Source organism: Streptomyces sp. NPDC027189, assembly GCF_055566975.1.
The window spans coordinates 1-22129 of the sequence record NZ_JBVHRI010000002.1 but is presented as its reverse complement, the minus strand read 5'-3'; the positions used below and the strand labels follow the sequence as shown (position 1 = coordinate 22129).

The following is a 22129-nucleotide window of genomic DNA, read 5'->3' as shown; positions in this document are numbered from 1 at the left end:
CGGCCGCCCTGCCCGTCCGCGCCCAGACCAGCGAGGCACCGTGAACCACTCCGCCCCCGAACAGCCCGCCGACGTCGTCTCCCGGCTGCGCGCCACCTTCCGCTCCGGCCGCACCAAGCCCGTCGCCTGGCGTACGGACCAGCTGCGACGTATGCGCGAGATGCTCACCACGCGCGGCGAGGAGTTCGCCACCGCCCTCCACGCGGACCTCGGCAAGAGCTCCACCGAAGCCTTCCGCACAGAGATCGACTTCACCGTGCGCGAGATCGACCACACGCTGGAGCACCTCGACGGCTGGCTGCGCCCCGAATCCGCCCCGGTGCCGGCGCACCTCGGCGCCGACGCGACGGCCTGGACGCAGTACGACCCCCTGGGTGTCGTCCTCGTCATCGCCCCCTGGAACTATCCGCTGCAGCTCCTGCTCACCCCGATACTCGGCGCGCTGGCCGCGGGCAACGCGGTGGTCGCCAAGCCCAGCGAGCTGGCCCCCGCCACCTCCGCCGTCGTGGCCCGGCTGCTGCCGCGATACCTCGACACCGACGCGGTCGCCGTCGTCGAGGGCGGCATCCCGGAGACCACGGCCCTGCTGGCCGAGCGCTTCGACCACATCTTCTACACCGGCAACGGCATCGTCGGTCGCATCGTGATGCGCGCCGCCGCCGAGCACCTCACTCCCGTCGCCCTCGAACTGGGCGGCAAGTCCCCGGCGTTCGTCGACCGGGACGCCGACCTGACCGTCGTCGCGGACCGCCTCGCTCGCGGCAAGTTCCTCAACGCCGGGCAGACCTGCGTCGCGCCCGACTACGTCCTCACCGACTCCGAGACCGCCCGCGCGCTGGAGTCTGAGCTCGCCCGGGCCGTCGAGGCGCTCTTCGGCACCGAACCGCGGACGGCGACCGAGTACGGGAGGATCGTCAACGAACGGCACTTCGACCGTCTCGTCTCCCTGCTCGACTCCGGCCGCACCGTCGCCGGCGGCGACAGCGACCGCGCCACCAAGTACATCGCGCCGACCGTGCTCGCCGATGTCGACCCCAAGTCGCCCGTCATGCAGGAGGAGATCTTCGGCCCGATCCTCCCGATCGTGACCGTGGCGGACCTCGACGAGGCCATCGGCTTCATCAATGACCGCGACAAGCCGCTGGCCCTGTACGTCTTCACCGAGTCGGACGCCACCCGGGAGCGGATCGCCGCCGAGACCTCGTCCGGAGGCCTCGGCTTCGGACTGCCGCTCGCCCATCTGACCGTCTCCGACCTGCCGTTCGGCGGGGTCGGCGAGAGCGGCATGGGCAGCTACCACGGCCGCTACTCCATCGAGACGTTCAGCCACCGCAAGGCGGTGCTGGAGAAGCCGCTCGGCTGAACCGAGCCGAGTTGAGACGGGCGGTGGCCCGGGCGGTCTTCGGACGGACCCGGGCCACTGGTGTGTCGACCAACTGCCGCCGGGCGTCCGGCAGTTCTCTGCCAACGTTGTCAGATCTGACTGGTCTACACCCTTGACTGGTACATACCAAAGCGGTTGAGTGTGCCTCCACACCCCCCACCGCGGCCGCCCCCGACGCCGTGGCCGGCCTGGCCGGCGCGTGCGCGCAAGGCTCAGCTTCACTCGGCCCTTGTACCGGGAGCGGCCGTGCCGCGTGAAGGAGTTGACCCTGTGTCGAGGCGCCGCATCTCCGCAGTGATGGCCGCGATCGTCGTCGGAACCGCCGTACCGGCGCTGCTGCCGGCCACGAGCGCTTCCGCCGCGGCCTGCTCGAGCTACCCGAGCTGGGTGGCCGGCAGGTCCTACGTCACCGGCAACATCGTCCGGTACACCGACGGCAAGGCGTACATCGCCGAACACGACAACCCTGGTTACGACCCCACCATCAGCACCTGGTACTGGGAGCCGTACGCCTGCGACGGCGGCTCCACACCCTCGGACGGCTTCGTCGTGAGCGAGGCGCAGTTCAACCAGATGTTCCCGAACCGGAATTCCTTCTACACCTACAGCGGGCTGCGGGCGGCGATGAGCGCCTACCCGGCGTTCGCCAACACGGGCAGCGACACGATCAGGAAGCAGGAGGCCGCGGCCTTCCTCGCCAACGTCAGTCACGAGACCGGCGGCCTGGTGTACGTGGTGGAGCAGAACACCGCCAACTACCCGCACTACTGTGACTGGAGCCAGCCGTACGGCTGCCCGGCAGGCCAGTCCGCGTACTACGGCCGCGGCCCGATCCAGCTCAGCTGGAACTTCAACTACAAGGCCGCGGGCGACGCGCTCGGCATCGATCTCCTCAACAACCCCTACCTGGTGCAGAACGACGCCTCCGTGGCCTGGAAGACCGGCCTGTGGTACTGGAACACGCAGACCGGACCCGGCACGATGACCGGCCACAACGCGATGGTCAACAGCGCCGGATTCGGCCAGACGATCCGCAGCATCAACGGCTCCCTGGAATGCGACGGGAAGAACCCCGCGCAGGTGCAGAGCCGGGTGGACGCCTACCAGAGGTTCGTGCAGATCCTCGGCACGACGGCGGGCGGCAACCTGTACTGCTGACGCCCGCACCGGCACCGGCACCGGCACCGGCGGCGGCAGTGGCGTGGCAGGCTCATGACTCCCCTCAGGAAGGGGCCAGGTGACCGTGAGACCGGCACCACGTTCCCTGCTCGCCGCCACCGCCGTACTCGGCACCGCCCGCACCGCTCCCTCGCCCGCCCGGGCCGCCGAAGGCCCGGGCGCCGGCATTTACTACGTCCAGAGCGCGGCCACCTGGGCTGAACGCCTCCTGCTGATTTTCGTCGCGGCTTTACGCCGAAGCCTTGACTTGGCCAGGCCTGCCGGTTCTGCGATACGCTTGCAGAGAATCTCTGCACCCGCCGGTCCCTCCTCGGGGAGTTCGACCGCAGCGGCCAAAATTTGATTCCGTCGCTCGAGATTGTGCCGCTCCCAGCGCGCATCGTGGCCCCTCAGCATTCGATGAGTGCATCGAGTCGAATGCCCGCACGATGAGTGCATGGAGCCGAATGCCCGCAATCGAAGGATGAACGCGACCAGCGCCACGCGCTCCTTGCTCGAGCTCGACAGACGGTCGTCGCACGAGTTCGTCGTGAGGGAGATCGGTTCCCATGGACCTCAACACGATCACCGAAGTAATCCGGCGACCATCCGATCGGCCAGGCGTGGACTGGCGCGAAGGCGACGCCTGGCTGGCAGGCGGAACGTGGCTGTTCTCGGCGGAGCAGCCAAGTCTGCGTCGCCTGATCGACCTGGCGGCGTTGGGTTGGGATCCCCTCGTCTCGAGCGACGCGGGCCTCGAAATCGGCGCAACATGCACCATCCGCGACCTGTATTCCTTTGCACCGCCACGTGATTGGACCGCGGGCGCCCTGTTCGAGAGAAGCTGCGAGGCGTTCTTGTCCTCGTTCAAAGTCTGGAACTCGGCGACCGTCGGAGGCAATATCTGCATGTCCTTGCCTGCCGGTCCAATGATCACGCTGACGGTCGCGCTCGAGGCAAAGTACGAGCTGTGGGCTCCCGACGGGACCACGCGCACCGTCGACGCCATCAACTTCGTGACCGGCGACCATCGGAACATTCTTGCCCCCGGGGAAATCTTGCGGCGCATCGGCATTCCGGCGCACGCCCTGAGGAAACGCGCCGCGCACCGTCGCTTCACGCTGACCCACCTCGGCCGTTCGACGGTATTCCTCATCGGCACTCAAACGCCAGGAATGAGCGACCTGTTGCTCACCGTCACAGCCGGCACTGCGCGGCCTGTGCGCATTGCTTTCGACACCATGCCGGATGACCGAAGTCTGCAGGAGAGCATCGACGTCATTCCTGCCGACGTCTGGTTCGCCGATCCCAACGGGACCCCCGATCACCGTCGCCATCTGACAAAGCACTTCGCCGAAGAGATTCGTCGCGAACTCGTGAACGGGGGCCCGGCGTGACGTACATCGTGAACGGCAAGATCTTCGACGAGGAACCAGATCCCGGCCAGTGCCTGCGAACTTTCCTCCGCTCGCTCGGCCACTATGGCGTCAAAAAGGGCTGCGACGCAGGCGATTGCGGCGCATGCACGGTGTGGTTGGACGGAGATCCGGTACACAGCTGCATCACCCCTGCCTTCCGGGCGGACGGTCGTGAGGTGACGACGATCGAAGGCATCGGATCACCCGGCAACCTGCATCCCATGCAGCGGCAGTTCCGCGACGCCCCGGGGTTCCAATGCGGTTTCTGCACCGCAGGGATGATCATGACGTCGGCAACGTTCACCGAGGCCCAGAAAGCGGACCTGCCGCGGGCGTTGAAGGGCAACCTCTGCCGCTGCACCGGCTATCGAGGGATCGAGGATGCCGTGAAGGGCGCCGTCGGCGTAGCGACGGCCGCGCCGGGGAAAGCCGTCGGGACGAGCGTCAGTGCGCCGGCAACCGAGGACGTGGTAACCGGTCGCGCCGAGTTCACGATGGACACCCACATCGAAGGCATGCTGCATCTCAAGGTGCTGCACTCACCCCACGCGCACGCCCGGATCGTCTCGATCGACAAGACCGCCGCGCTCGCGGTTCCCGGCGTGCATCGGGTCTATACCTGGGAGGATGTGCCGCGTAAGCGTTTTACCACGGCGATCCACACCGACCATCTCGTCGATCCGGACGACACCTTCATCCTCGACAACACGGTCCGCTTCGTCGGCCAACGCGTCGTTGCCGTCCTCGCCGACACGGTCGGGGCAGCAGAAGAGGGCTGCCGAAGGGTCGTCGTGGAATACGAGGTCATGCCGGCGGTATTCGACCCCGAAGAGGCAATGGCCGAGGGGGCGCCACAACTGCACGCCACGGACGATCCATTCGCCCGCGACCCCGTCCACAACATCCTGCTCGAGATCCATTCGCACATCGGCGATGTCGACGCAGGGTTCGCGGCAGCCGACGTGATCCACGAAGGAATGTACTCGTCACCGCGCGTGCAACATGCGCATCTCGAAACCCACGGCTCGATTGCTTGGATGGAGAACGGCCGACTGAACGTCCGTACCAGTTCGCAGTCGCCGTCCATCGCGAAAGTCAAACTCGCGCATCTGTTCGCGCTGCGCCCGGACCAGCTCCGCGTGTTCTGCAAACGCGTCGGCGGCGGTTTCGGCGGCAAGCAGGAAGTGATCTCGGAGGACCTGGTGGCGCTCGCCACCCTGGACACCGGGCGACCCGTCTGCTTCGAGTACACCCGCGAGGAGGAGTTCACAACGGCTTCGCCACGGCATCCGATGACGTTGACGGTCAAGCTGGGTGCGAAGGCGGACGGAACACTCACGGCGTTCCAGGTCCGCAATGTGTCGAACACGGGCGCCTACGGCAACCACGGTGGCGAAACGCTGTTCGCGGGCGGCTCTGCCGTCATGACCTACCGCTGCCCCAACAAGAAGTACGACGCGTACTCTGTCTATACGAACACTGTTCCGAGCGGGGCGCTGCGCGGTTACGGCATGACGCAACCGGCGTTCGCCGTGGAATCGGCGATGGACGAACTGGCGCTCGCCCTGCACATCGATCCGCTCGAACTGCGACGACGCAATATCGTGCGACCGGGTGATCCGCTCGTCGCCCTGGATGACGGTCCCGACGACGTGCTGTTCACCGAGGACGGACTCGCGAAGTGCATCGATCTGGTGGATGGTGCCATGGCCCGTACTGCCGATGAGCCGTCCCCTGGACCAGATTGGCTCGTCGGGGCGGGCGTCGCGAGTTCCATGCACGAGACCGCGCCTCCGACCGAACACATCTCAGAGGCCTGGGTCACGCTCGGCGATGACCTCATCTACGAGTTGGCCGTTGGGACAGTCGAATTCGGCGAGGGTACGTCGACCGCCCATGTCCAGATCGCGGCAGGCCAGTTGGGCACGACACCGTCGCGCATTCGCCTGGTGCAGTCCGACACCGATCGCACGGGATTCGACACCGGTGCCTTTGCCAGTGCGGGTCTTTTCGTGTCGGGCAATGCGGTACTGCGAGCGGCCAACGCAGTGCGCGACCGCATCCTGGAATTTGCTGCCGTCCACACGGGGGTCCATGTTGTGATGTGCTCGATGGACGACGAGGATGTCGTCTGCGGCGACCAGCGCGTGTCGTTGGCCGAGCTCGTCGCCCTGGCCCGCGCACGCGGAATTCGATTCACCGCCGCCCGCAAGGCCTATGGCTCACCTCGAAGCGTCACCTCCAACACACAGGGGTTCCGCATCGCCGTCCATCGGGTGACGGGGGAGATCCGTATCCTCTACAGCGTCCAGGCGACCGACGCTGCCGTAGTCATCAACCCCGCGCAAGTCCGGGGGCAGGTGGAAGGTGGTGTCGCCCAGGGAATCGGCTTCACGCTGACCGAGAATTACCAGGTCGATGCGAACGGTGTCATGGTCAACCCGAACTTCCGCAACTACCGCATTCCCACCTACGCCGACATCCCCCGCACCGACCTGCTCCTGGTGAACTCGTCCGACTCCCTCGGGCCCCTGCGGTCGAAGGGGATGGCGGAATGCTGTATCAACCCGGTGGCTCCCGCGTTGGCGAATGCGCTCCACGACGCCACTGGTGTCCGCTACCGTGCCCTGCCCCTGACTCCGGAGCGGATCTACCGTCGGCTCAACGAAAAACAGTCGATGCCGACGGGCCTGAGCAAATGAACACCGAAGCACGCGAAGGCGCGGCGGCGACGGCGATCATCGCCCAGAAGGTTCTGCCCGGACTGGAGCGGGAGTACGAGACGTGGCAGGACGACGTCAACGCCGCTGCCGCCGACTATGCCGGGTACCTGGGTGTCGAGGTCTCCCCGCCGACACCCGTGCAACCCGAATGGGTCGTCGTATACCGATTCGACTCGATAGCCCATCTGCAAGCGTGGATCAACAGTGCGACCAGGCAGAGTCTTCTCGATGTCGGCAACAAATATCTTGACGGTCCCGGAACCCAGCAGGTGGTCAGCGGTGGCACACAACCGGCGGATCCGCTGGTGACCGTTGTCGTCACCCACCGCGTCCGCCCGAACCAAGTCGACAACTTTCTCGACTGGCAGCGCCACATGAGCCAGGAGGAGAGCAGGTTCGAAGGCTTTCGCGGTACCGAGATCTTCCGCCCGATCGAGGGACTTCAGGACGAATGGACCACGCTGTACCGATACGACAACGCCGAGCACCTCGATGCCTGGCTGACGTCGACCAAGCGGCAGGAACTTCTCGCTGAGGGGGAGAAGTTCAACGACTTCAAACTGCGCACGATCGACAACTCGTTCGGCAGCTGGTTCGCCTTCGAGGAGAACGGCAAGGAAGCGCCGCCGCCCTCGGAAACGAAGACCGCCATCGCGGTCTGGGTCGGCTTGTACCCGACCGTTGTGCTGCTGTCGCTCGCCCTGTCGCCGCTGAAAATGCCGCTCTGGCTCGGGCTGCTCGTGGGCAATCTGCTGTCGAGCTTCATCATGAGTTTCTTCACGATGCCCCACTACGTGAACCGGCTGCTCAAGCGGTGGCTGCGGCCGTCCCCGGAAGAATCGGCGGCGAAGGTCAACCTCTTCGGCCTCGGTACCGTCGCCGCGGTGATGGTGTTCTGGGCCGTCGTCTTCTATGCCGTTACGACCCAGATCTGGACGCTGCCCTGAACTGGCGACCTCGAGCGTTGTCGGCCCGGCCTCGGCCGTGAGCACCCTGAACACATTCACGTATCCGTAAGACCTGCAGCAAAGCGGTCTGGCCCTCGCCGTGGCCACCCTCGGCACGCTCTATCTGTCCCAGTCACCGCACGACGTCGCGCATGCCCTCGCCGGCGTCGACTACGTTCAGATGGACATCGTCGCCCTGCTTGCGGTCGGCGCCGCCGCCTTGCCAGGCATCACCGAGGCCGCATCGGTCTCCACTCCGGTCGTCGACGCCTGAACCCGCCGCCCCGCGAGCGCGAGCACCGAGGCAGTCATGGCCACCACCGCGGTGCCGTTCGCAGCAGCGGTCGTACTCCGCCTCCCCGGTCAACTCACGCAGATACCAGCGCACCGCTCGCGCCCACTGCCTGGCCTGACCGACAGGAGAGAAGTGCAACCACCCCCGCTGACCATGGAAGGGCGGCACCATCGCTGGCCGGTCAGCCATATCTCCATTCCGTGCACTTCTGGGGGAGGCATGGGGAACCAGGCTCGCGCAACGACCAACGGGCGCGGGTGCGTTGCCTCCCCCGTGGCATCTACATTTGCCGCATGACGGATGATCACGCCGCGGCTCCTCGGGGTCCCGAAAGCTTATAGATCTGCGCATACCTCGACGGAGCTGCGCATAAAGCGCGATATGAGCGGGCCCGGAGTGAGCACCCAGGACGCCTTTACCGGATCGATGTACCGGCAGTCCTGGGCACCTTGGCATTGATGCCCTTAGTGCAGGCGCTTGGCACGGCCTTGGGCACCACGGCCGGCGAGAAGTCGGCAGACGGTCTACGCACATTGGCTCGTAAGGTACTTCGGAGAGAACTCGACGCAGCAGCGTCGGATCAGCAGCACCAGCCCGGCGCCCCTTTGACCGCCGGGCTAGGCCGCATCCAATTCGACGAGGATGTCCCGCCCGAGGGGTTGCTGTTGCTCCCGACCATGGACTTCTCGGCCCTTGGCGACCTGGGCGATCACCCGCCGGTGGTTCGGTGGCTCACTGATGGGAAGTGGCATGCCGTCACCCTCCATGACGGACAAGTCATAGATGCCACATGGGAGGTTGCAGAGAGCCGTTGGCGCTCTGCCGATGCACCTGACGAGTGGGGAGAGGCACGACGTCGTGGTCTGTGAGCACCGCTTTAGGAGTGGGATCGAATCCTTGACGGGTGGTGCTCGACGCTGCTGCGTGGCGCTGTTTTGCCTGATCAGCGCCACGCGGCTTCCTGCTCGGTCCCGCTCATGACGTCCTGTGCCGGGCAGTACGCTCACGCATCGCGCACGCATGGAGGAGCGTGACCTGGGGCCTTGACCAGCTGCAAGACGTCACGGCGCAGAGCGCTCCTCGGGTACCGGAAGCGGCTGTCGGCACGGCGTCAGCCCAGCGGGTTGGTCGTGTCGCGGAGCATGGTGAGGACAGGGGCGTACATGCGCGTCTTGATGGTTCCGAGGCTGTCGCCGGCCTTGCTCGCGTGAGCCTGGGCAAGTTCGAGGGCGGCGGTGCGCAGGGCGCCCTCGTCCACGGCCTGATCGACGATTCCGGCGGCGGCGGCTTCCTGGCCGCCGAAACGACGGGCGGAGACCATGGCATGGTGGGCCGTTTGTGGGGTCAGCCGGGACTGGATGAGGGCGGACATGCCTGGGGTGAAGGGGATGTTGATGTCTGCCTCGGGCAGGCACCAGAAGCCTCGGTCGGCGCGCATGAGACGGAAGTCATGGGCCAGGGAGAACATCGCTCCGGCGGCGAACGTGTGTCCCTGCAGCGCGGCGACGCTGATCAGCGGGAGGGACAGGAACCTTGCGAACAGAGCGTGGACGGAAGTGACGTAGTCCCGGTGCTCGTCGCTGTGCGCGGCGAGCCATTCGAGATCGAGACCGTTGGAGTAGAACTTCCCGGTCGCAGCGGTCACCAGGGCGCGGGGGCCTTCCGACTTCTCCACCTCGTCCAGGGCTGCGTTGACCGAGGCGATCCAGTCGGGGTGGAAGCGGTTCTCCCCGTCACCGAGGTTGAGAACGAAGACGGCGTCCTGGCGGTCGAGCGTGGGCATCATGGCTCCTTGGAGACGTTTCGGTGAGGCAGGGCACGTTGGCCGGGTGGAGTCGGGGGTCTGGCGGGCCGCAGGCCGGGGCTGCGGGCTGTCACGTTCCGGTGAACCGGACGGGTCGGTGCTCGAAGAACTAGGTGACGCCTCTGGCGTGCGTCTCTCCGCCGCCGCAACGAATGTCAGCTGGGACGTGCTCGCCGGGCCCGGTGGTGCAGGGTGGCTGCGGCCAGCAGGCCGAGCGCGATGGTCGCACCGGCAAGGAGGATCCCGGTGAGGGCCGGCCCTCCGGGAAGTGCGGACGCGTGGATCCAGCGGATGGCGAAATTGGTGCACGCCGCTATGGGGAAGCTGAAAATCCACAGGCCCGGATGGAACGAGGGCTGGCGTAGCTCGGGGAGGAGGAAGGCGACGAGGAGGACGGTGAAGAGTAGGGTCCCGGCGAAGCCGTAGCCGACGGCGTCGAAGGCGCCCTTGTGGGCGGCGGTCCAGGCGATTCCGCCGGTCGCCGGTGGAATGGTCAGGACGGTGAGGGCCGGGCGGGCGGGCCCGGGCAGGGGGCCGCTGGTGACGAGGCTGCCGAGGATGACGGTGCCGAAGGCGAGCCAGTACAGCAGCCCCACCGCGAAGGCGGCGTCGGCGACACTGGGCAGCCTGAGCGTGGAGGCCGTGGCGCTGGCGATGAACGGTGCGGAGGAGACCGGCAGCAGGTAGCCCGGGTGCAGGACGGTCGCGCTCAGGGCACCCGTGAGCCAGTGGGCGAGCAGGCGTGCGGCGATGAGGGCGGCCGTGGTGACGAAGACGGCGTAGGCCCATCGTGGGCCTGTGATCCCCAACCGCGAGAAGTGGCCTGCGATCAGCATGCCGATGATGGGCACGTATCCAAGGGTGAAGCCCTGACCGGGATGGCGCAGGTCGTGGCGCAGGTTGCGCCATCGGGCCCCGCCATGACGCAGGTACTGGGCCAGCAGCACCAGCCAGATCAGCCCGCTGACGGCGAACAGCACATCGCTGACTCGGCGTGCCGCCGGGACGGTGGTTGCCGCCGCCTGCCAGGCTCCGCCGAGGCCGGCGGTGCCGAGGGAGACGGACAGCAGCCCGATCCGTGCGGCGCGGGTGGCGTGGCGACCGTTGACTTCGGAGGCGATGTCGGCGGCTGGACGCGCAGGCCCGCTGCCGCGCGGGGCCGTCCTGGTGTGCTCTGTCGTGGCGACCATGTCGGTCATGGGGGGAACCTCGAGGGGGATGCTAGGGGCGTGGGCCGGGACTCGCCTGCCCGGCGGCGCAGGTCGCGGCGTGGTCAGGCGGCCATGTCCAGGACGACGCGGAAGCGTGCCTTGCCCGAGAGCATCCGCTCGTAGGCGTCCATGGCGTGGGTGAAGGGCATGGTCTCGGTGGCGGGGCGGATGCCGTGGGCGAGGGTGAAGGCGAGGTTGTCCTCGTTCTGGATCGACGATCCGGTCAGGCTGCCGACGATGCGGCGGGTGCCGAAGATCAGGTCGGCCGTGGCGACCGTCAGCGGGTCGGGGGCGGCGCCGACCACGACCAGGCTGCCGCCCGGGGCCAGTCCGCGGACCAGTGGGTTCATGGACGTACCGCTGGATGCCGTGGCGACGATGAGCGATGCGCCGCCCAGGTCGGCCAGCGCCGTGCCGGGGTCGGTGCCGGTGCTGTCGATGTACTCGTGGGCGCCCAGCTCCCTTGCGAGCTTCTCCTTCTCCTGGCCGCGGGCGATGGCGGCCACCCGGTATCCGAGGCGGCGTGCGTACTGCAGGGCGAGGTGACCCAGCCCGCCGATTCCCTGCACGGCGACCAGGGCGCCCGCCCGCGTGGGGGCCTGCTGGAGCGCGGTGAAGGTGGTCAGCCCGGCACACAGCAGCGGGGCCGCCTCGACGGCCGGCATGCCGTCGGGGATGCGCACCAGGCCGCTCGCGCGGGCGTAGGTCACCTCCGCGTATCCGCCGTCGACGGTCGTGCCGGTCTGTTCCTGGTTCAGGCAGTTGACGAAGTCGCCCCGGCGGCACGGTTCGCACTGCCAGCAGTGCCCATTCAGGAAGCCGACGCCGACGCGGTCGCCGGGCCGCCAGGCGGTGACACCCGCGCCCACGGCATCGATCACACCGACGATCTCGTGGCCGGGAACGACAGGGAGTGACGGGTCGGGGCGCAGCCCCTCCACGGCCAGCACGTCGGAGTGGCAGACACCGCACGCCTCCACCCTGAGCCGGACGTGCCCGGGCTCCGGATCGACCAGCTCGCGCTCGACGAGCCGGAGCTGGTGGACGCCGGTGGCCTCGAATGCTCGGTACGCGGACATGACGCTTCTCCTCGGTGCCGCCTCTGCCGACACGGGGAGGGCCGAGGGCTTGGGGTGGGGTCTGGCTTCAATATGACCGGTCACTTTAAACTTAGTCAAGCAGGTCCGAGGGTCGAACAGTGGGCCACGTGTCGTTGTGGGCGGGCGCCGCTTCCCCCGGTGACCTGGGTTTGACCCGAGGCAAGGCGACCGGACATATTGACCCCCGAGGTGGTGGTGAGAATGGCACGCGCGTCCAAGCGCGAGGAGATCGCGCAGGCAGCCCTGGAGCAGTTCCGCACGCGGGGCTTCAATGCCACGGGCATCAGCGACATCACCTCGGCGGCGGGGGCTCCCAAGGGCTCGTTCTACAACCACTTCGCCAGCAAGGAGGAGAGCGCCCTCGAGGCATTGAGCCGCTACGCCGCCGGATTGCGGTTCGACATGCTCGACACCCCGGGACGCCCTGCGCTGGAGCGGCTTCGGGCACACTTCGAGTTCTTGGGCGCGGACACGGTCGACAGCGGCTTCGCCCGCGGATGCCTGGTGGGCAACCTCGGCGCCGAGGTGGCGGACCACTCCGCGGAGATCCGCTCCGCCGTCCAGGGCGGCTTCCAGCGGTGGGCCACGCGCATCCGGCAGGTGCTCACCGAAGCCAAGGGAGCAGGAGAGCTGAACGTCGCTCTCGATGTCGAGGACGCCGCGCTGTTCATCCTCAGCGCTTGGGAGGGCACGCTGATCGCTGCCCGAGCCGACAAGTCCTCCGCTCCCTTCGACGCCTTCTTCCACATGGTCTTCGGCGTCCTCCTACGCTGATCGCGGCCGGCCGCTGAAGACTCGTAGGCGTCGCCACCCACACCAAGTGCTGCGCCGACCTGCTGAGACAGGCGCGGGAAAGCCAGAGCGCCTCCGTGCACGACTCCTCGTCGGAGGGGCTCTATGGGTGCTGTGGGGCGAGGGCTTGCTCGGTCCAGACCGTCTTCCCGTCGTTGGTGTAGCGGATACCCCAGTTCTGCGCGAGCTGGGCGCAGATGAACAGGCCGCGGCCACCTTCGTCGACCGTTCGTGCGTGGCGCAGCCGCGGAGCGGAGATGCCGGAGTCGTGGACCTCGCAGGTGAGCTTTCGGTCGTTGATGAGGCGCAGGTGTACGGGCGGCGCGCCGTACCGCAGGGCGTTGGTGACCAGCTCGCTGACGACTTCCTGCGTGTCGTAGGCAGTGTCCTCGTCCACGCCCCAGTCGGCGAGTTGGCGCCGGGCGTGGCGCCGCGCGATGGCGGGGGCGGTGGGCTCTTCGTCCAACGGCCATGTGGCGACGCAGTCGGCGGGGAAGGGGTGGGTGCGGGCGAGGAGAAGGATGGCGTCGCCGGGAAGAGCATCGATCCGGAGCCGGTACAGGATCTCGTCGCACAGGTCCTGCAGGGGTCGGTCGATGTCGGCGAGCAAGCGTTGGAGCGGCAGCGTGCCGCTTTCGCCGCACTCAGGCCGTGCCGTCTCCAGGAGCGAGGCCGTGTAGAGGGCGAGGACGTCTCCATCGGCCAAAGTGACGGCGGTGGTGGCGTACGGGGGCCCTCCTCCGCCGCCGAGGGCACCACCGGCGGCCAGCTCGACCACTCGGGTGCTGGAACCGGGGCCGGCGACGACGGGTGGCGGGTGTCCGGCGGAGGCGATGGTGCACGTATGAGTGAACGGGTCGTAGAGCGCGCACAGGCACGTCGCGCTGAGGGGCTGGCTGCGCAGGGGGTCGCCGAGTGGCAGCGCCCTCCGCTCCCACGCGAGACGGGCCATGGTGTCGTCGAGCCGGGCGAGGAGCTCGTCGGGTTCCAGGTCCAGTCCGGCGAGCGACTGCATGGCGGTCCGCAGCTGACCCATGGTGACAGCGGTGTGGATGCCATGGCCCGCGACTTCCCCGACGACCAGGGCCGTACGGGCGCCGGGCAGGGCGCAGGCGTTGAACCAGCCCCCCGCGCCCCGGTCGTCAGCCACGTACAGGTCGGCGGTCTCGATTGCGGTCTGCGACGGAGGAGCCGGGGGCAGCAGATGGCGCTGCAGTGTCGCTGCGATGGTGTGCTCGCGGGTATAGCGGCGGGCGTTGTCGATACCTAGGGCGGTGTGCGTGGCCAGTTCCAGTGTGAGGGCGAGTTCCTTCTCGTCGAATCCGCCGGATCGCCGGGTACGGTAGAGACTCAGCAGCCCGAGCACCTTTCCGCGCAGCGTCAGCGGTGCGACGAGCAGGGCGCGTGTGCCGGATGCGCGAATCGCTTCGGCCCGCGCCGGATCGGCCGCCAGCCAGGGCGTGTCGGGGCCGAGGGCAATCGTGCGGGGCTTGAGGTCGGCCAGCGCCTGCGCGTATAGGGTCGGGAACGGCAGCGCGCGGACATCTCCCACCGGATGCGCACGGGCCTGCTGATCACCGCCGCTGTTCCCGACGGCGGCCCGACGCAGCGGCACATCCCGTCCCAGAGGGCTCAGCGGTGGTTCCTCTCCACGCACCACAGGCTCCACCACTTCCACCACGGCGATATCGGCGAACCCGGGGACCAGCGCGTCGACCAACTCCTGGCAGGTGGCCACCACCTCCAGGGTTTGTCCCACCCGCTCCCGGACGGCATACAGCGCCTGGACTCCGCGGCGTGCCTTATCCTGACCTGTCACGTCATGGGCCACGACCACCGCCCCCGGTACATCCCGCAGGGGAAGCACCGAGACGGTGAACGTGTGCTGGGGATCGTTCTTCGGGTACGTCCGCATCACGCGGTCCGCCGCCGACGTACCGTCCGCCATGGCCTGGCGCAGGATGTGCTCCAGTTCGCCGGGGGATGAAAGGGGCCACGCATCGGTGAGGGGGCGTCCTAGCATCTGCCGTGCGCTCGCGCCGGACAGGGCCTGAGCCGCCGCATTGGCCGACACGACGTGCAACTCCTCGTCCACCACGAACAGAGCCCCTGCCGTGTGGGCGGACAGCGCATCGAGTACCGCGCTCTCGATGCCGGGCACCATCCCGTCCGCAGGTGGGAGGAAGATCCCCCACGCCACCGAACCGTCGTCCCGCAGCACCGGCCGCACACGCAGGCCACCGCCGGCGGCGCCCTCTGCGACAGCACGCAGGTCGTCATGTCTGTCCCGTTCCACGGCACCACCGCCTGGAACGGGAACAGGGCTGACCAGGTCGGTTGCCGGCCGCCCGACCACGTCGCCCGCCGAGCGCCCCAACAACTCCTCCGCCCGGTGGCTCCACTGCACGACCACGCCTTGGCCGTCCACGACCATCAGCGGCGTCTCACCGGCCACGGCAACCACCTCCACCTCCCAGCTTGCCCGTCGGCCAGGGGCTGCGCCGCCGCAGATCGGCACCCAGCTGCGGTTCTGCACGAAGCGCGGTACGAGGGAGCCCTTACGACCTCCGCCAGCGGATCACGCCGAACCCCCGCGCCAACGCCGAGGACGCGGGGTTGACCGGAGGTAATAGCCGTCCCCGTCGGTTTCGACTGGGGCTTACAGGGTCCCCAGGGTCAGCGCCCAGGTGCGCGATGCCTACGACCCAGTGAACGATGAGAGGGTCGCCAGGCTGATCAGGGCCACCGGATCGCCTGGCTGCGGCTGCGGCTGCGGCTGTGTCGTCGGCATCGGACCGCCGTCGCGGACCCTCCCGGCGATGGCCCCGGAACCGGCACGACCGAGCAGGAGACCGACATGAACACGTTGCTTGCCGAGGTCCTCAATGCCCATGGTGGCCTCGACCGCTGGAACGCACTCACCGCAGTCCGCGCCACCATCGTCAGCGGTGGCGACATGTTCGCCATCAAGGGGATGCCGCAGGACCCTACCCCCCGGGAGATGACCGTCTGGCTGCACGAGCAGCACGCCTCCGTGATGCCGTTCGGCGCCCCCGACCAGAAGACCGACTTCACAGCCGACAGAGTCAGCATCGAAAAAGTCGACGGCCGCGTCGTGGCCGAACGCAACGAACCGCGGAAGTCGTTCACAGAGCACGGCCTCAACACCCCGTGGGACCCACTGGATCGCGCCTACTTCAACGGATACGCGCTGTGGACGTACCTCACCACGCCCTTCCTGCTGTCGATGCCAGGCTTCACCGTCACCGACATCGAACCGTGGCGGGAAGGAGACGAACTCTGGCGCGGCCTGCGCGCGACCTTCCCGCCCGCCATCGCCAGCCACAGCACCCAACAGGACTTCTACTTCGGCCCCGACCATCTCCTGCGCCGGCATGACTATCACGTCGACATCGCGGGCGGGTTTGCCGCGGCACAGTACGTCTACGACACCGTTGAAGCGGACGGGATCCGCCTGCCCACCAGACGCCGGGCCTACCGAAGCGATGCGGACAACCGCCCGATCGTGGAGCAGACCATGGTGTCCATCGACGTCAGCAACGCCCGGTTCACCTGATAATCGTTCAGGCGCCAAGGTCTCCCAGCCAGGGCAACGCGCTGAGGCTCGGCAGAAAGAAGTATTCGCCGCCGCGCGTGGTGACGAAGCGCTCGACGCCGTGCAGGCGGTGCCGGACGGGGTGCTGCGGGATCGTGAAGATGCCCGTGCCGTCGTTGTCGCCCGTGAGCAGATCCTTCTCCACGTCGAGGCCGGTGAAGTTGCCGTCGTTGAGCCATTGCGACTTCACGAACTCGAACTGGCGGTCGAGGTGTGCGTTGACGGCGATGAACACGATGCCGCGGTCGGCGCCGTCGTCGTCCAGGGTGCCGGCCGGCAGCGGCGGCCCGTAGCTGGTGCTCCGTCGAATCAGGCGGTGGAGGTCGACGTCACCGATGATCTCCGAGTCGCGAGGATTGGTGCGTCTTGCGTGGGCGCCATGGGGGCAGACCGTGCCATGCGGATCGGACGCGTAGAGGAAGTCGTTGTTGCGCTGCTCATCTGCCCCAAGGTCGGGATCGTCGTGCTCGGGCGCCAGGATCAAGGGGGCTCCGCTCGGCCAGCGGCCTACGATCTTGGCGGCGAGCAGCGACTCTTCCTCCGGGCTGCCGGCGTTGTCGTGGAGATACCGCCGGAAGGCGGCGACGCGTGTGTGCAGCTTCCGCCAGATCACGAACGTGCCGTTACGGCCCAGCACGTCCGGCTCCGGCATCGGCGGCAGATTCCGGTCTGGTCGGGATAGCCCAGCACGAACTCGCCCGCCTTGATGGCTGGACCGCCACCAGGCGGGTTGTCCGCGCCGCTGCCTTCCACCGCGGGGTTGCTGATGCCGTCCTTGTAGCCGAAGCTGGTGCGCCCCGAGGCCAGCTGGTAGAGGTCCTGCCGGTACACCGCTTGGAGGCCGGGAAGCTGTGTGCGCGCCTGACGCGCCCGTTCGAGGACGACGGCCAGGGACTCCTGGTCGGCGGCGACGAGGGACAGCACGATGTGCACCTGGCCGGTGCCGAAGGGCGGCTCCCAGCGTGCGGGCGCGCTCTCGCCGGTGTCGCCCAGGAACGCGGCCCGTGCCGCCATGCCCTGCCGGAACTCCTCGGGGAAGCTGTTCAGGGAGGTCTGCGGTACTTGGAGCGCTTCGAGCCCCCGGTAGGTCACTGCGACGTTGAGGAGCGCGGGCAGGGGCGGATGCCACCAGTTGGCGGCGGAGTCGACCAGTCCGGCCAGGCGTCCCATCAGCTCACGGCCGGCACCGGGATCGTCCACCCGCAGCATGATGTAGGTGCCGACGTAGGGTGACGGCCGGGTGCGCAGCACGATGCCCTGAATCTCGTCCAGTTGCAGGGGTGGGGCTTCAGCCGTCGTCATGTCGTCCTCTCGGTCAGGCGATGGCCGATTTGTACCAATTACCGGATCTATCGATGCTGTCCGACACGGCGGCTCGCGCGATCGACGAGCGCGCGGGCGCGCGGGGTCGGTCGAAGCGCGAGGTTCTGCCGCGCCAGCCGAAGGGCCCGAGAGGGATCGCCGCCGACTGCCAGCCAGAACTCCGCCGCGTGATCGGCGTACGCCTCGGGGTGGCGCGCCATCAACCTCTCGTAGCGAGCAGCGGCCCGGGCGCGCCAGAACTCTGCCTCCGCCCCCGCCTCCCGCGCGGCCAGGATGCGGGCGAGCTGGGCCGCGTACTGCGGATCGTCACTCTCCAGCGCAAGCCGGCGCAGCTGCCCGATCGCCACGGCGACCCTGCCTTCGGCGGCATCGGCCTCGGCGATGCGACCGTGCGCCGGCACGTAGGCCGGAAGTCGGCGAATCGCTGAATCCAACCAGATGCGCGCGCGTGCCAGGTCATCCTTGGACAGCCATGCCTGCGCGCACTGGAATTCGAGCACCGCAAGCGGGAAAGGACTGACCCCGCGGTAGACGCGTCTCGCTACCAGAAACCACCTCTCGGCCTCGGCCGCCTCGCCGCGCTCGGCGTGGTAGGCGCCCAGGGCAGTGAAGTCGCGCCGCTGCGACAGCGCGTGTTGATGCAGGGCGAGCGCCTCGTCGTACTGCCCGACCGCCTGATAGACGGCGGCGCGCTCCTCGTTCAAGGCTTGTCGATCGAGTCCCAGCGCAGCTGCCGCGTCGAGATCGGCCAGCGCCGCCGGATACCGGTGGAAGTGGGCCGCCGTTCTGGCGCGAGCCACCAGGGACCGGGGATCGTGCGGTGCTTGTCCGATGCGTGCTTCCGCCAGCGATGCAGCCCGCTCGACCTCGTCGATGCGACCCAGCACATGCCCGCGCAGGGCCGTCAGCTCCACCAGTTCGCCCCACTCGTCACCAACCAGGTCGCCCCGTGCGACCTGCGATGTCAGACCCTCGATGCGTGCGTCGAGGTTGGTCATGGCGATCGCGCCGGCCGTCGTGACTGGCCCGCTCGCAAGGTCTCGCCGCAGCTGGCTGCTTGAACGCGTGGCCGCGGTGGAGGTGCTCACTGGCTCGTGGTGACCGTCGGGATGGCGGCCTCGTGCTCGGGCGGGTGGGGGTTGGGCGGTGCCAGGTAGGGAAAGTCCCGTGAGGCCGGGACGGTCCCGTCGACGCCGTCACTGACACGCGGTCCGCGGCCCGCGTTGACGATCAGCGTGTACAGCGTGTCGATGATGTCGTCGTTGAGCGACCGACCACCACAGGTCTCGTGCGTCCGTCCCTCCAACAGGGCTCGCTCGATCTCGAAGTAGCTGTCCTCGGCGTACGGCTGGGCGACGTCCACGACCAGGAAGTCGGCGAGCAGCAACTCTGTCAGCGGATGCGTCCCGTCCGACCGCGTCGGCCAGTCGAGCTTGCCGTCGAGCCCGTCGAAAAAGGTCAGGTTGGCGTTGAGCCGTGCGCGATAGGCGTCCAGGTAGCTCGGGCTCAGCCGGAAGGGGTCTTCCTCGTTGTAGAGATCGCGCAGGTCCACGACTTTGTTGGCGGCGTCGACACCGTTGTCCGACAGGAGAATGTTCTTCACCTCCGGGCGGCCGAGCCGCTCAAGGCGCACAGGGTAGGGGCCGGCCGTGACGCTTTCCGCCGCGACGGCGAAGACGGTGCCCGCATCCGACCCGAGTACCTCGGCAACGTCAAGCTCTACGACGACGGACAGAACGTCGTTGCCCTCCAGGAAGTTGGTGCCCTTCGGCTGGAAGGCGAGCCGCTTGTGCGCCCGCGTCTCCACCTCCTTGAGCACGTCCATGAAGAAGGGATCCAGTCGCAACCCGGCGTAACAGCGCACGCTTTGACCGTGGCCGCCCCGCTCGTCATTCACCTGCAACGAAACGGATTCCCCGCTGGGAAGCGCGCACGTGCCCTGCTGCGTCAGCTTCCCGTGGGCGTCTGCCCCGGCCGGGGCAGAGAAAGTGCAGGTAAACGCATATTCGTCGGTGCCGACGTCGAAGAGCGAGCCGGAATCACCCGCCGGGACGGCTACGGGACGAACGCGGAACCGATAGCTGGCGGCGTCGGAGAACAGGCTCCCCGGCCGGGCATTGGGAAACACATCCATGACGAGGACGAGCCGGCCCGCCTGCGAGGGGCTGGGAAAGGCATAAAGGTCGGTGAGGTCGATGGCCGGATCGGCCACGGCCCGGGTGCCGGAAAGGTGGTCGGACATGACGATGCGACCTCCTGTGTGAGCCCGGGCCGGCGATCCGCGCGCCGTGCCGGGCCGCCTGGTGGCGCCCAGGTGTTACGGGGCTACGGCCGTAGCACCTGGGATGGGAGACAACTGCTGGGGAAAGGCCACTCCCTCGGGCGGAGCTGGGCCACTAGAGATTTTTAACGGCTGGGATTACGAAGGAGTACATCCCCTTGGAGAGGCTGCGGATGCCGCGCGGAGCCATCGCTCTGGGAAAGTCGACCGCCAAGATCGGCGGCAGGCTGCTGATCGCTGCGACCGTCGCCTTGCACGTCTACGATGTGGTGGCCGCACGAGCGGATCCAGGCGGCCTCCACGACGGTGTCAGCACGGCGGGCGGCCTCGCGGGCGCGGGTTACGGTTCCGGGTTCGGGGCAGATCTCCGGACCCGCGGTCTGCGGGATCTTGGGAGGTGTCGTCGGTGGCGTGGGCATCGTGGACGGGATCGAGGATCTGTCGTAGATGAGGACTTGGCTGGACAGGCTGTTCAGGAGAGAGCGGCCCCGCATGGTGAATGAGGACTCGGCGGCGGTCTCGTCGCCCGGCCCGGTATGGAGCGATCCGGAGATCCCGGACGAAGAGCGCGCGGTTCTGCTGGTACGCCTCATCGAAGACCCCATGGCGCGCGAGGACGAGCAAGACGACGCGGCATCGGATCTGGAGTTTCTCTCCGGTCCGTTCGTCGAGGCGGCCCTGATCCGGGCCATCCGGGCGGGGGACTTCCACAGCGACTTGGCCCAGCGCTGCGCCGAGTCCCTCGCCGGGATCTGGGCCAGGGAGGGCCACGTGGACCCCGCCTTCCTGGCGGAACTGCGCAGTCTGGCGAGGAACGAGGTCTTCGGCATCCTCGGCACCCGCGCCCCGCACCTGCTGCCCCCTGGCGACCTCTAGAAGATCTTTAACGGCTCAGGCTGCGGTGGTTGGAGGTCGAGTCCGGTTTTGGCGATGAGTCCCTCGATGAGGCGGGGTCGGTACTGCATCCGTTTCAGCCTCGTCTTCACCAGTGCGGTGAGCTGGTCGAGGCTGTGCTTGGTGAGGTTGGCCAGCGATCTCTTCAGGTGCGACCACACGCCCTCGACCGGGTTGAACTCCGGCGCGTACGGCGGCAGCTGGTAGACGGTCAGCCATAACCGGGCTGCTATCAGCCGTCGCATCATGCGGCTGACGTGCGTGTTCAAATTGTCCCAGACCAAGACAATGGGACCGCCGAGCTGCTGGTGTGCGGCATCGAGCAGGCGGGCGTAATCGGTCTCGGTGAAGCCCTTGCGCCGGCCTTTGGCGGGGCCGCGGTCCAGGTGGATGCGGTAGATGAGCCGTGGGCTGCGGCCGGCCTTCGTGCAGATCAGCGCTGCCATGGAGACCCGTTTAGTGCCCGCGGCGGTGACCCGCACCACCGGGGTGCAGCCCCGGCGGCCCCAGGTGCGGCCCTTGGGCGGCCTCAGGCCCTGACCTGCCTCGTCGCTGAGTAGGCCCGGGGCGCGGTGCCGGGATTGCTCCCGGTCCGTTTCCCCGGACCTCTCGCCGAACCCGCCGTGCCTGTTACCAGGCAACGGGCTCTCCACGGTCCCTGCCGTCAGGTGGTTGCAGGTGCCCAGGGGGTGGGGATCTTGTTGCCGCGGTAGCGATACCGGGTGACCGAAATCGCGCTGATCTTCCGCAACTCGATCCCGTCCGCGCTGATCGGCAGCCACCGCCCCGTGGGGGTGGTGAGCCGTCTGCGGACGTCCGACCAGCTCCAGTGATGCCGTGTCCTCAGCAGCCGGACGAGTCTCCACCAGACGAGGTCGTCCAGCTTGCTGAAGGTGCGCTTTGCGACGGCATGCCTGAAGTAGTTGGCCCAGCCGTGGGTGACCTGATTGAGATTGATCAGCACCACGGCAAGGTCCTGCTGCGACGTTCTGTGGGTGAGGTGGCGGATCTTCGCCTTCACCGACCGGACGGGCCGGTCGGCGATGAAGGTGTAGACGTACCACTTGTTCGTTCCGCGCTTGCGGCGCCACTGGATGTGAAACCCCAGGAAGTCGAACCCCTCGCTCAGGTGCACCACTTGGGTCTTGGCCGGTGACAGCCGCAGCCCCACCGGTGCGAGAAC

General features: G+C 67.9%; 19 protein-coding genes and 1 pseudogene. 9 read left to right on the top strand and 11 right to left on the bottom strand.

The features are described 5' to 3' along the window. The first annotated feature begins 40 nt into the window (after positions 1-40). The 6 genes from ACZ4RZ_RS04715 (at position 41) to ACZ4RZ_RS04690 (ending at position 7904) form a co-directional block, all read left to right on the top strand. Entirely contained in the window at positions 41-1363 is a 1323-nt protein-coding gene (locus tag ACZ4RZ_RS04715; protein WP_467742021.1) for an aldehyde dehydrogenase family protein, read from the top strand. 291 nt (positions 1364-1654) lie between these two features. Beyond that, positions 1655-2542, top strand: a complete 888-nt coding sequence (locus tag ACZ4RZ_RS04710) for a glycoside hydrolase family 19 protein (protein WP_362520515.1) — start codon at positions 1655-1657, stop codon at positions 2540-2542. Positions 2543-3111: 569 nt separating this feature from the next. Next, entirely contained in the window at positions 3112-3939 is an 828-nt protein-coding gene (locus tag ACZ4RZ_RS04705) for an FAD binding domain-containing protein (protein ID WP_467742019.1), read from the top strand. Next, complete coding sequence (locus tag ACZ4RZ_RS04700) at positions 3936-6662, top strand: molybdopterin-dependent oxidoreductase (protein ID WP_467742017.1); 2727 nt, start codon at positions 3936-3938, stop codon at positions 6660-6662. The genes ACZ4RZ_RS04705 and ACZ4RZ_RS04700 overlap by 4 nt, the downstream gene beginning before the upstream one ends. Further along, positions 6659-7630, top strand: coding sequence for an antibiotic biosynthesis monooxygenase (locus tag ACZ4RZ_RS04695; protein ID WP_467742015.1), 972 nt, complete (start codon positions 6659-6661; stop codon positions 7628-7630). The genes ACZ4RZ_RS04700 and ACZ4RZ_RS04695 overlap by 4 nt, the downstream gene beginning before the upstream one ends. A gap of 100 nt (positions 7631-7730) precedes the next feature. Further along, positions 7731-7904: a hypothetical protein gene (locus ACZ4RZ_RS04690; RefSeq protein WP_467742013.1), complete on the top strand. Its 174-nt coding sequence runs from the start codon at positions 7731-7733 to the stop codon at positions 7902-7904. A gap of 638 nt (positions 7905-8542) precedes the next feature. On the opposite strand, the gene ACZ4RZ_RS04685 is transcribed toward ACZ4RZ_RS04690, so the two are convergent. The 4 genes from ACZ4RZ_RS04685 to ACZ4RZ_RS04670 form a co-directional block, all read right to left on the bottom strand. Next, positions 8543-8677, bottom strand: a complete 135-nt coding sequence (locus ACZ4RZ_RS04685; RefSeq protein ID WP_467742011.1) for a hypothetical protein — start codon at positions 8675-8677, stop codon at positions 8543-8545. 359 nt (positions 8678-9036) lie between these two features. Continuing rightward, positions 9037-9708: an enoyl-CoA hydratase-related protein gene (locus ACZ4RZ_RS04680; protein WP_467743045.1), complete on the bottom strand. Its 672-nt coding sequence runs from the start codon at positions 9706-9708 to the stop codon at positions 9037-9039. A gap of 176 nt (positions 9709-9884) precedes the next feature. Next, positions 9885-10928: an SLAC1 family transporter gene (locus ACZ4RZ_RS04675; protein WP_467742009.1), complete on the bottom strand. Its 1044-nt coding sequence runs from the start codon at positions 10926-10928 to the stop codon at positions 9885-9887. A 74-nt stretch (positions 10929-11002) separates the two neighbouring features. Then, the gene (locus ACZ4RZ_RS04670; RefSeq protein ID WP_467742007.1) at positions 11003-12019 is read right to left on the bottom strand and encodes an alcohol dehydrogenase catalytic domain-containing protein; all 1017 of its coding nucleotides are present in this window, start codon (positions 12017-12019) and stop codon (positions 11003-11005) included. Positions 12020-12241: 222 nt separating this feature from the next. Here ACZ4RZ_RS04670 and ACZ4RZ_RS04665 point away from each other — a divergent pair, with 222 nt between their 5' ends. After that, the gene (locus ACZ4RZ_RS04665) at positions 12242-12814 is read left to right on the top strand and encodes a TetR family transcriptional regulator C-terminal domain-containing protein (RefSeq protein WP_467742005.1); all 573 of its coding nucleotides are present in this window, start codon (positions 12242-12244) and stop codon (positions 12812-12814) included. Positions 12815-12935: 121 nt separating this feature from the next. On the opposite strand, the gene ACZ4RZ_RS04660 is transcribed toward ACZ4RZ_RS04665, so the two are convergent. Continuing rightward, complete coding sequence (locus tag ACZ4RZ_RS04660; protein WP_467742003.1) at positions 12936-15287, bottom strand: ATP-binding SpoIIE family protein phosphatase; 2352 nt, start codon at positions 15285-15287, stop codon at positions 12936-12938. Positions 15288-15689: 402 nt separating this feature from the next. Here ACZ4RZ_RS04660 and ACZ4RZ_RS04655 point away from each other — a divergent pair, with 402 nt between their 5' ends. Next, the gene (locus ACZ4RZ_RS04655) at positions 15690-16409 is read left to right on the top strand and encodes a hypothetical protein (RefSeq protein ID WP_467742001.1); all 720 of its coding nucleotides are present in this window, start codon (positions 15690-15692) and stop codon (positions 16407-16409) included. Positions 16410-16416: 7 nt separating this feature from the next. Here ACZ4RZ_RS04655 and ACZ4RZ_RS04650 read toward each other — a convergent pair whose 3' ends face one another. The 4 genes from ACZ4RZ_RS04650 to ACZ4RZ_RS04635 are packed head-to-tail and all read right to left on the bottom strand — an operon-like array spanning position 16417 to position 20013. After that, positions 16417-17100 carry a Dyp-type peroxidase gene (locus tag ACZ4RZ_RS04650; RefSeq protein ID WP_467741999.1) on the bottom strand — a complete coding sequence of 228 codons (684 nt, stop codon included), beginning with the start codon at positions 17098-17100 and terminating at the stop codon, positions 16417-16419. Beyond that, positions 17058-17750 carry a hypothetical protein gene (locus ACZ4RZ_RS04645; RefSeq protein WP_467741997.1) on the bottom strand — a complete coding sequence of 231 codons (693 nt, stop codon included), beginning with the start codon at positions 17748-17750 and terminating at the stop codon, positions 17058-17060. The genes ACZ4RZ_RS04650 and ACZ4RZ_RS04645 overlap by 43 nt, the downstream gene beginning before the upstream one ends. 47 nt (positions 17751-17797) lie before the next feature. Beyond that, the gene (locus ACZ4RZ_RS04640) at positions 17798-18859 is read right to left on the bottom strand and encodes a hypothetical protein (protein WP_467741995.1); all 1062 of its coding nucleotides are present in this window, start codon (positions 18857-18859) and stop codon (positions 17798-17800) included. Then, the gene (locus ACZ4RZ_RS04635) at positions 18856-20013 is read right to left on the bottom strand and encodes a DUF4331 family protein (protein ID WP_467741994.1); all 1158 of its coding nucleotides are present in this window, start codon (positions 20011-20013) and stop codon (positions 18856-18858) included. Before ACZ4RZ_RS04635 ends, ACZ4RZ_RS04640 begins: the two co-directional genes overlap by 4 nt. A gap of 531 nt (positions 20014-20544) precedes the next feature. Between ACZ4RZ_RS04635 and ACZ4RZ_RS04630 the strand changes: the two genes are divergently transcribed. Beyond that, entirely contained in the window at positions 20545-20928 is a 384-nt protein-coding gene (locus tag ACZ4RZ_RS04630; protein ID WP_467741992.1) for a hypothetical protein, read from the top strand. On the opposite strand, the pseudogene ACZ4RZ_RS04625 reads toward ACZ4RZ_RS04630, so the two are convergent. Further along, positions 20925-21497, bottom strand: a pseudogene (locus ACZ4RZ_RS04625) (transposase); the annotation flags it as partial. The gene ACZ4RZ_RS04630 and the pseudogene ACZ4RZ_RS04625 sit on opposite strands and share 4 nt — an antisense overlap. 113 nt (positions 21498-21610) lie before the next feature. Continuing rightward, on the bottom strand, positions 21611-22129 hold a 519-nt coding region (locus tag ACZ4RZ_RS04620), incomplete at its 5' end, for a group II intron maturase-specific domain-containing protein (RefSeq protein ID WP_467741990.1).

Coding starts and splice junctions, on each gene's coding strand:
- ACZ4RZ_RS04705 (WP_467742019.1), top strand. CDS start 3,112: ATGGACCTCAACACGATCACCGAAGTAATCCGGCGACCATCCGATCGG.
- ACZ4RZ_RS04695 (WP_467742015.1), top strand. CDS start 6,659: ATGAACACCGAAGCACGCGAAGGCGCGGCGGCGACGGCGATCATCGCC.
- ACZ4RZ_RS04685 (WP_467742011.1), bottom strand. CDS start 8,677: ATGCCACTTCCCATCAGTGAGCCACCGAACCACCGGCGGGTGATCGCC.
- ACZ4RZ_RS04680 (WP_467743045.1), bottom strand. CDS start 9,708: ATGCCCACGCTCGACCGCCAGGACGCCGTCTTCGTTCTCAACCTCGGT.
- ACZ4RZ_RS04675 (WP_467742009.1), bottom strand. CDS start 10,928: ATGACCGACATGGTCGCCACGACAGAGCACACCAGGACGGCCCCGCGC.
- ACZ4RZ_RS04670 (WP_467742007.1), bottom strand. CDS start 12,019: ATGTCCGCGTACCGAGCATTCGAGGCCACCGGCGTCCACCAGCTCCGG.
- ACZ4RZ_RS04665 (WP_467742005.1), top strand. CDS start 12,242: ATGGCACGCGCGTCCAAGCGCGAGGAGATCGCGCAGGCAGCCCTGGAG.
- ACZ4RZ_RS04655 (WP_467742001.1), top strand. CDS start 15,690: ATGAACACGTTGCTTGCCGAGGTCCTCAATGCCCATGGTGGCCTCGAC.
- ACZ4RZ_RS04650 (WP_467741999.1), bottom strand. CDS start 17,100: ATGCCGGAGCCGGACGTGCTGGGCCGTAACGGCACGTTCGTGATCTGG.
- ACZ4RZ_RS04645 (WP_467741997.1), bottom strand. CDS start 17,750: ATGACGACGGCTGAAGCCCCACCCCTGCAACTGGACGAGATTCAGGGC.
- ACZ4RZ_RS04635 (WP_467741994.1), bottom strand. CDS start 20,013: ATGTCCGACCACCTTTCCGGCACCCGGGCCGTGGCCGATCCGGCCATC.
- ACZ4RZ_RS04630 (WP_467741992.1), top strand. CDS start 20,545: ATGGTGAATGAGGACTCGGCGGCGGTCTCGTCGCCCGGCCCGGTATGG.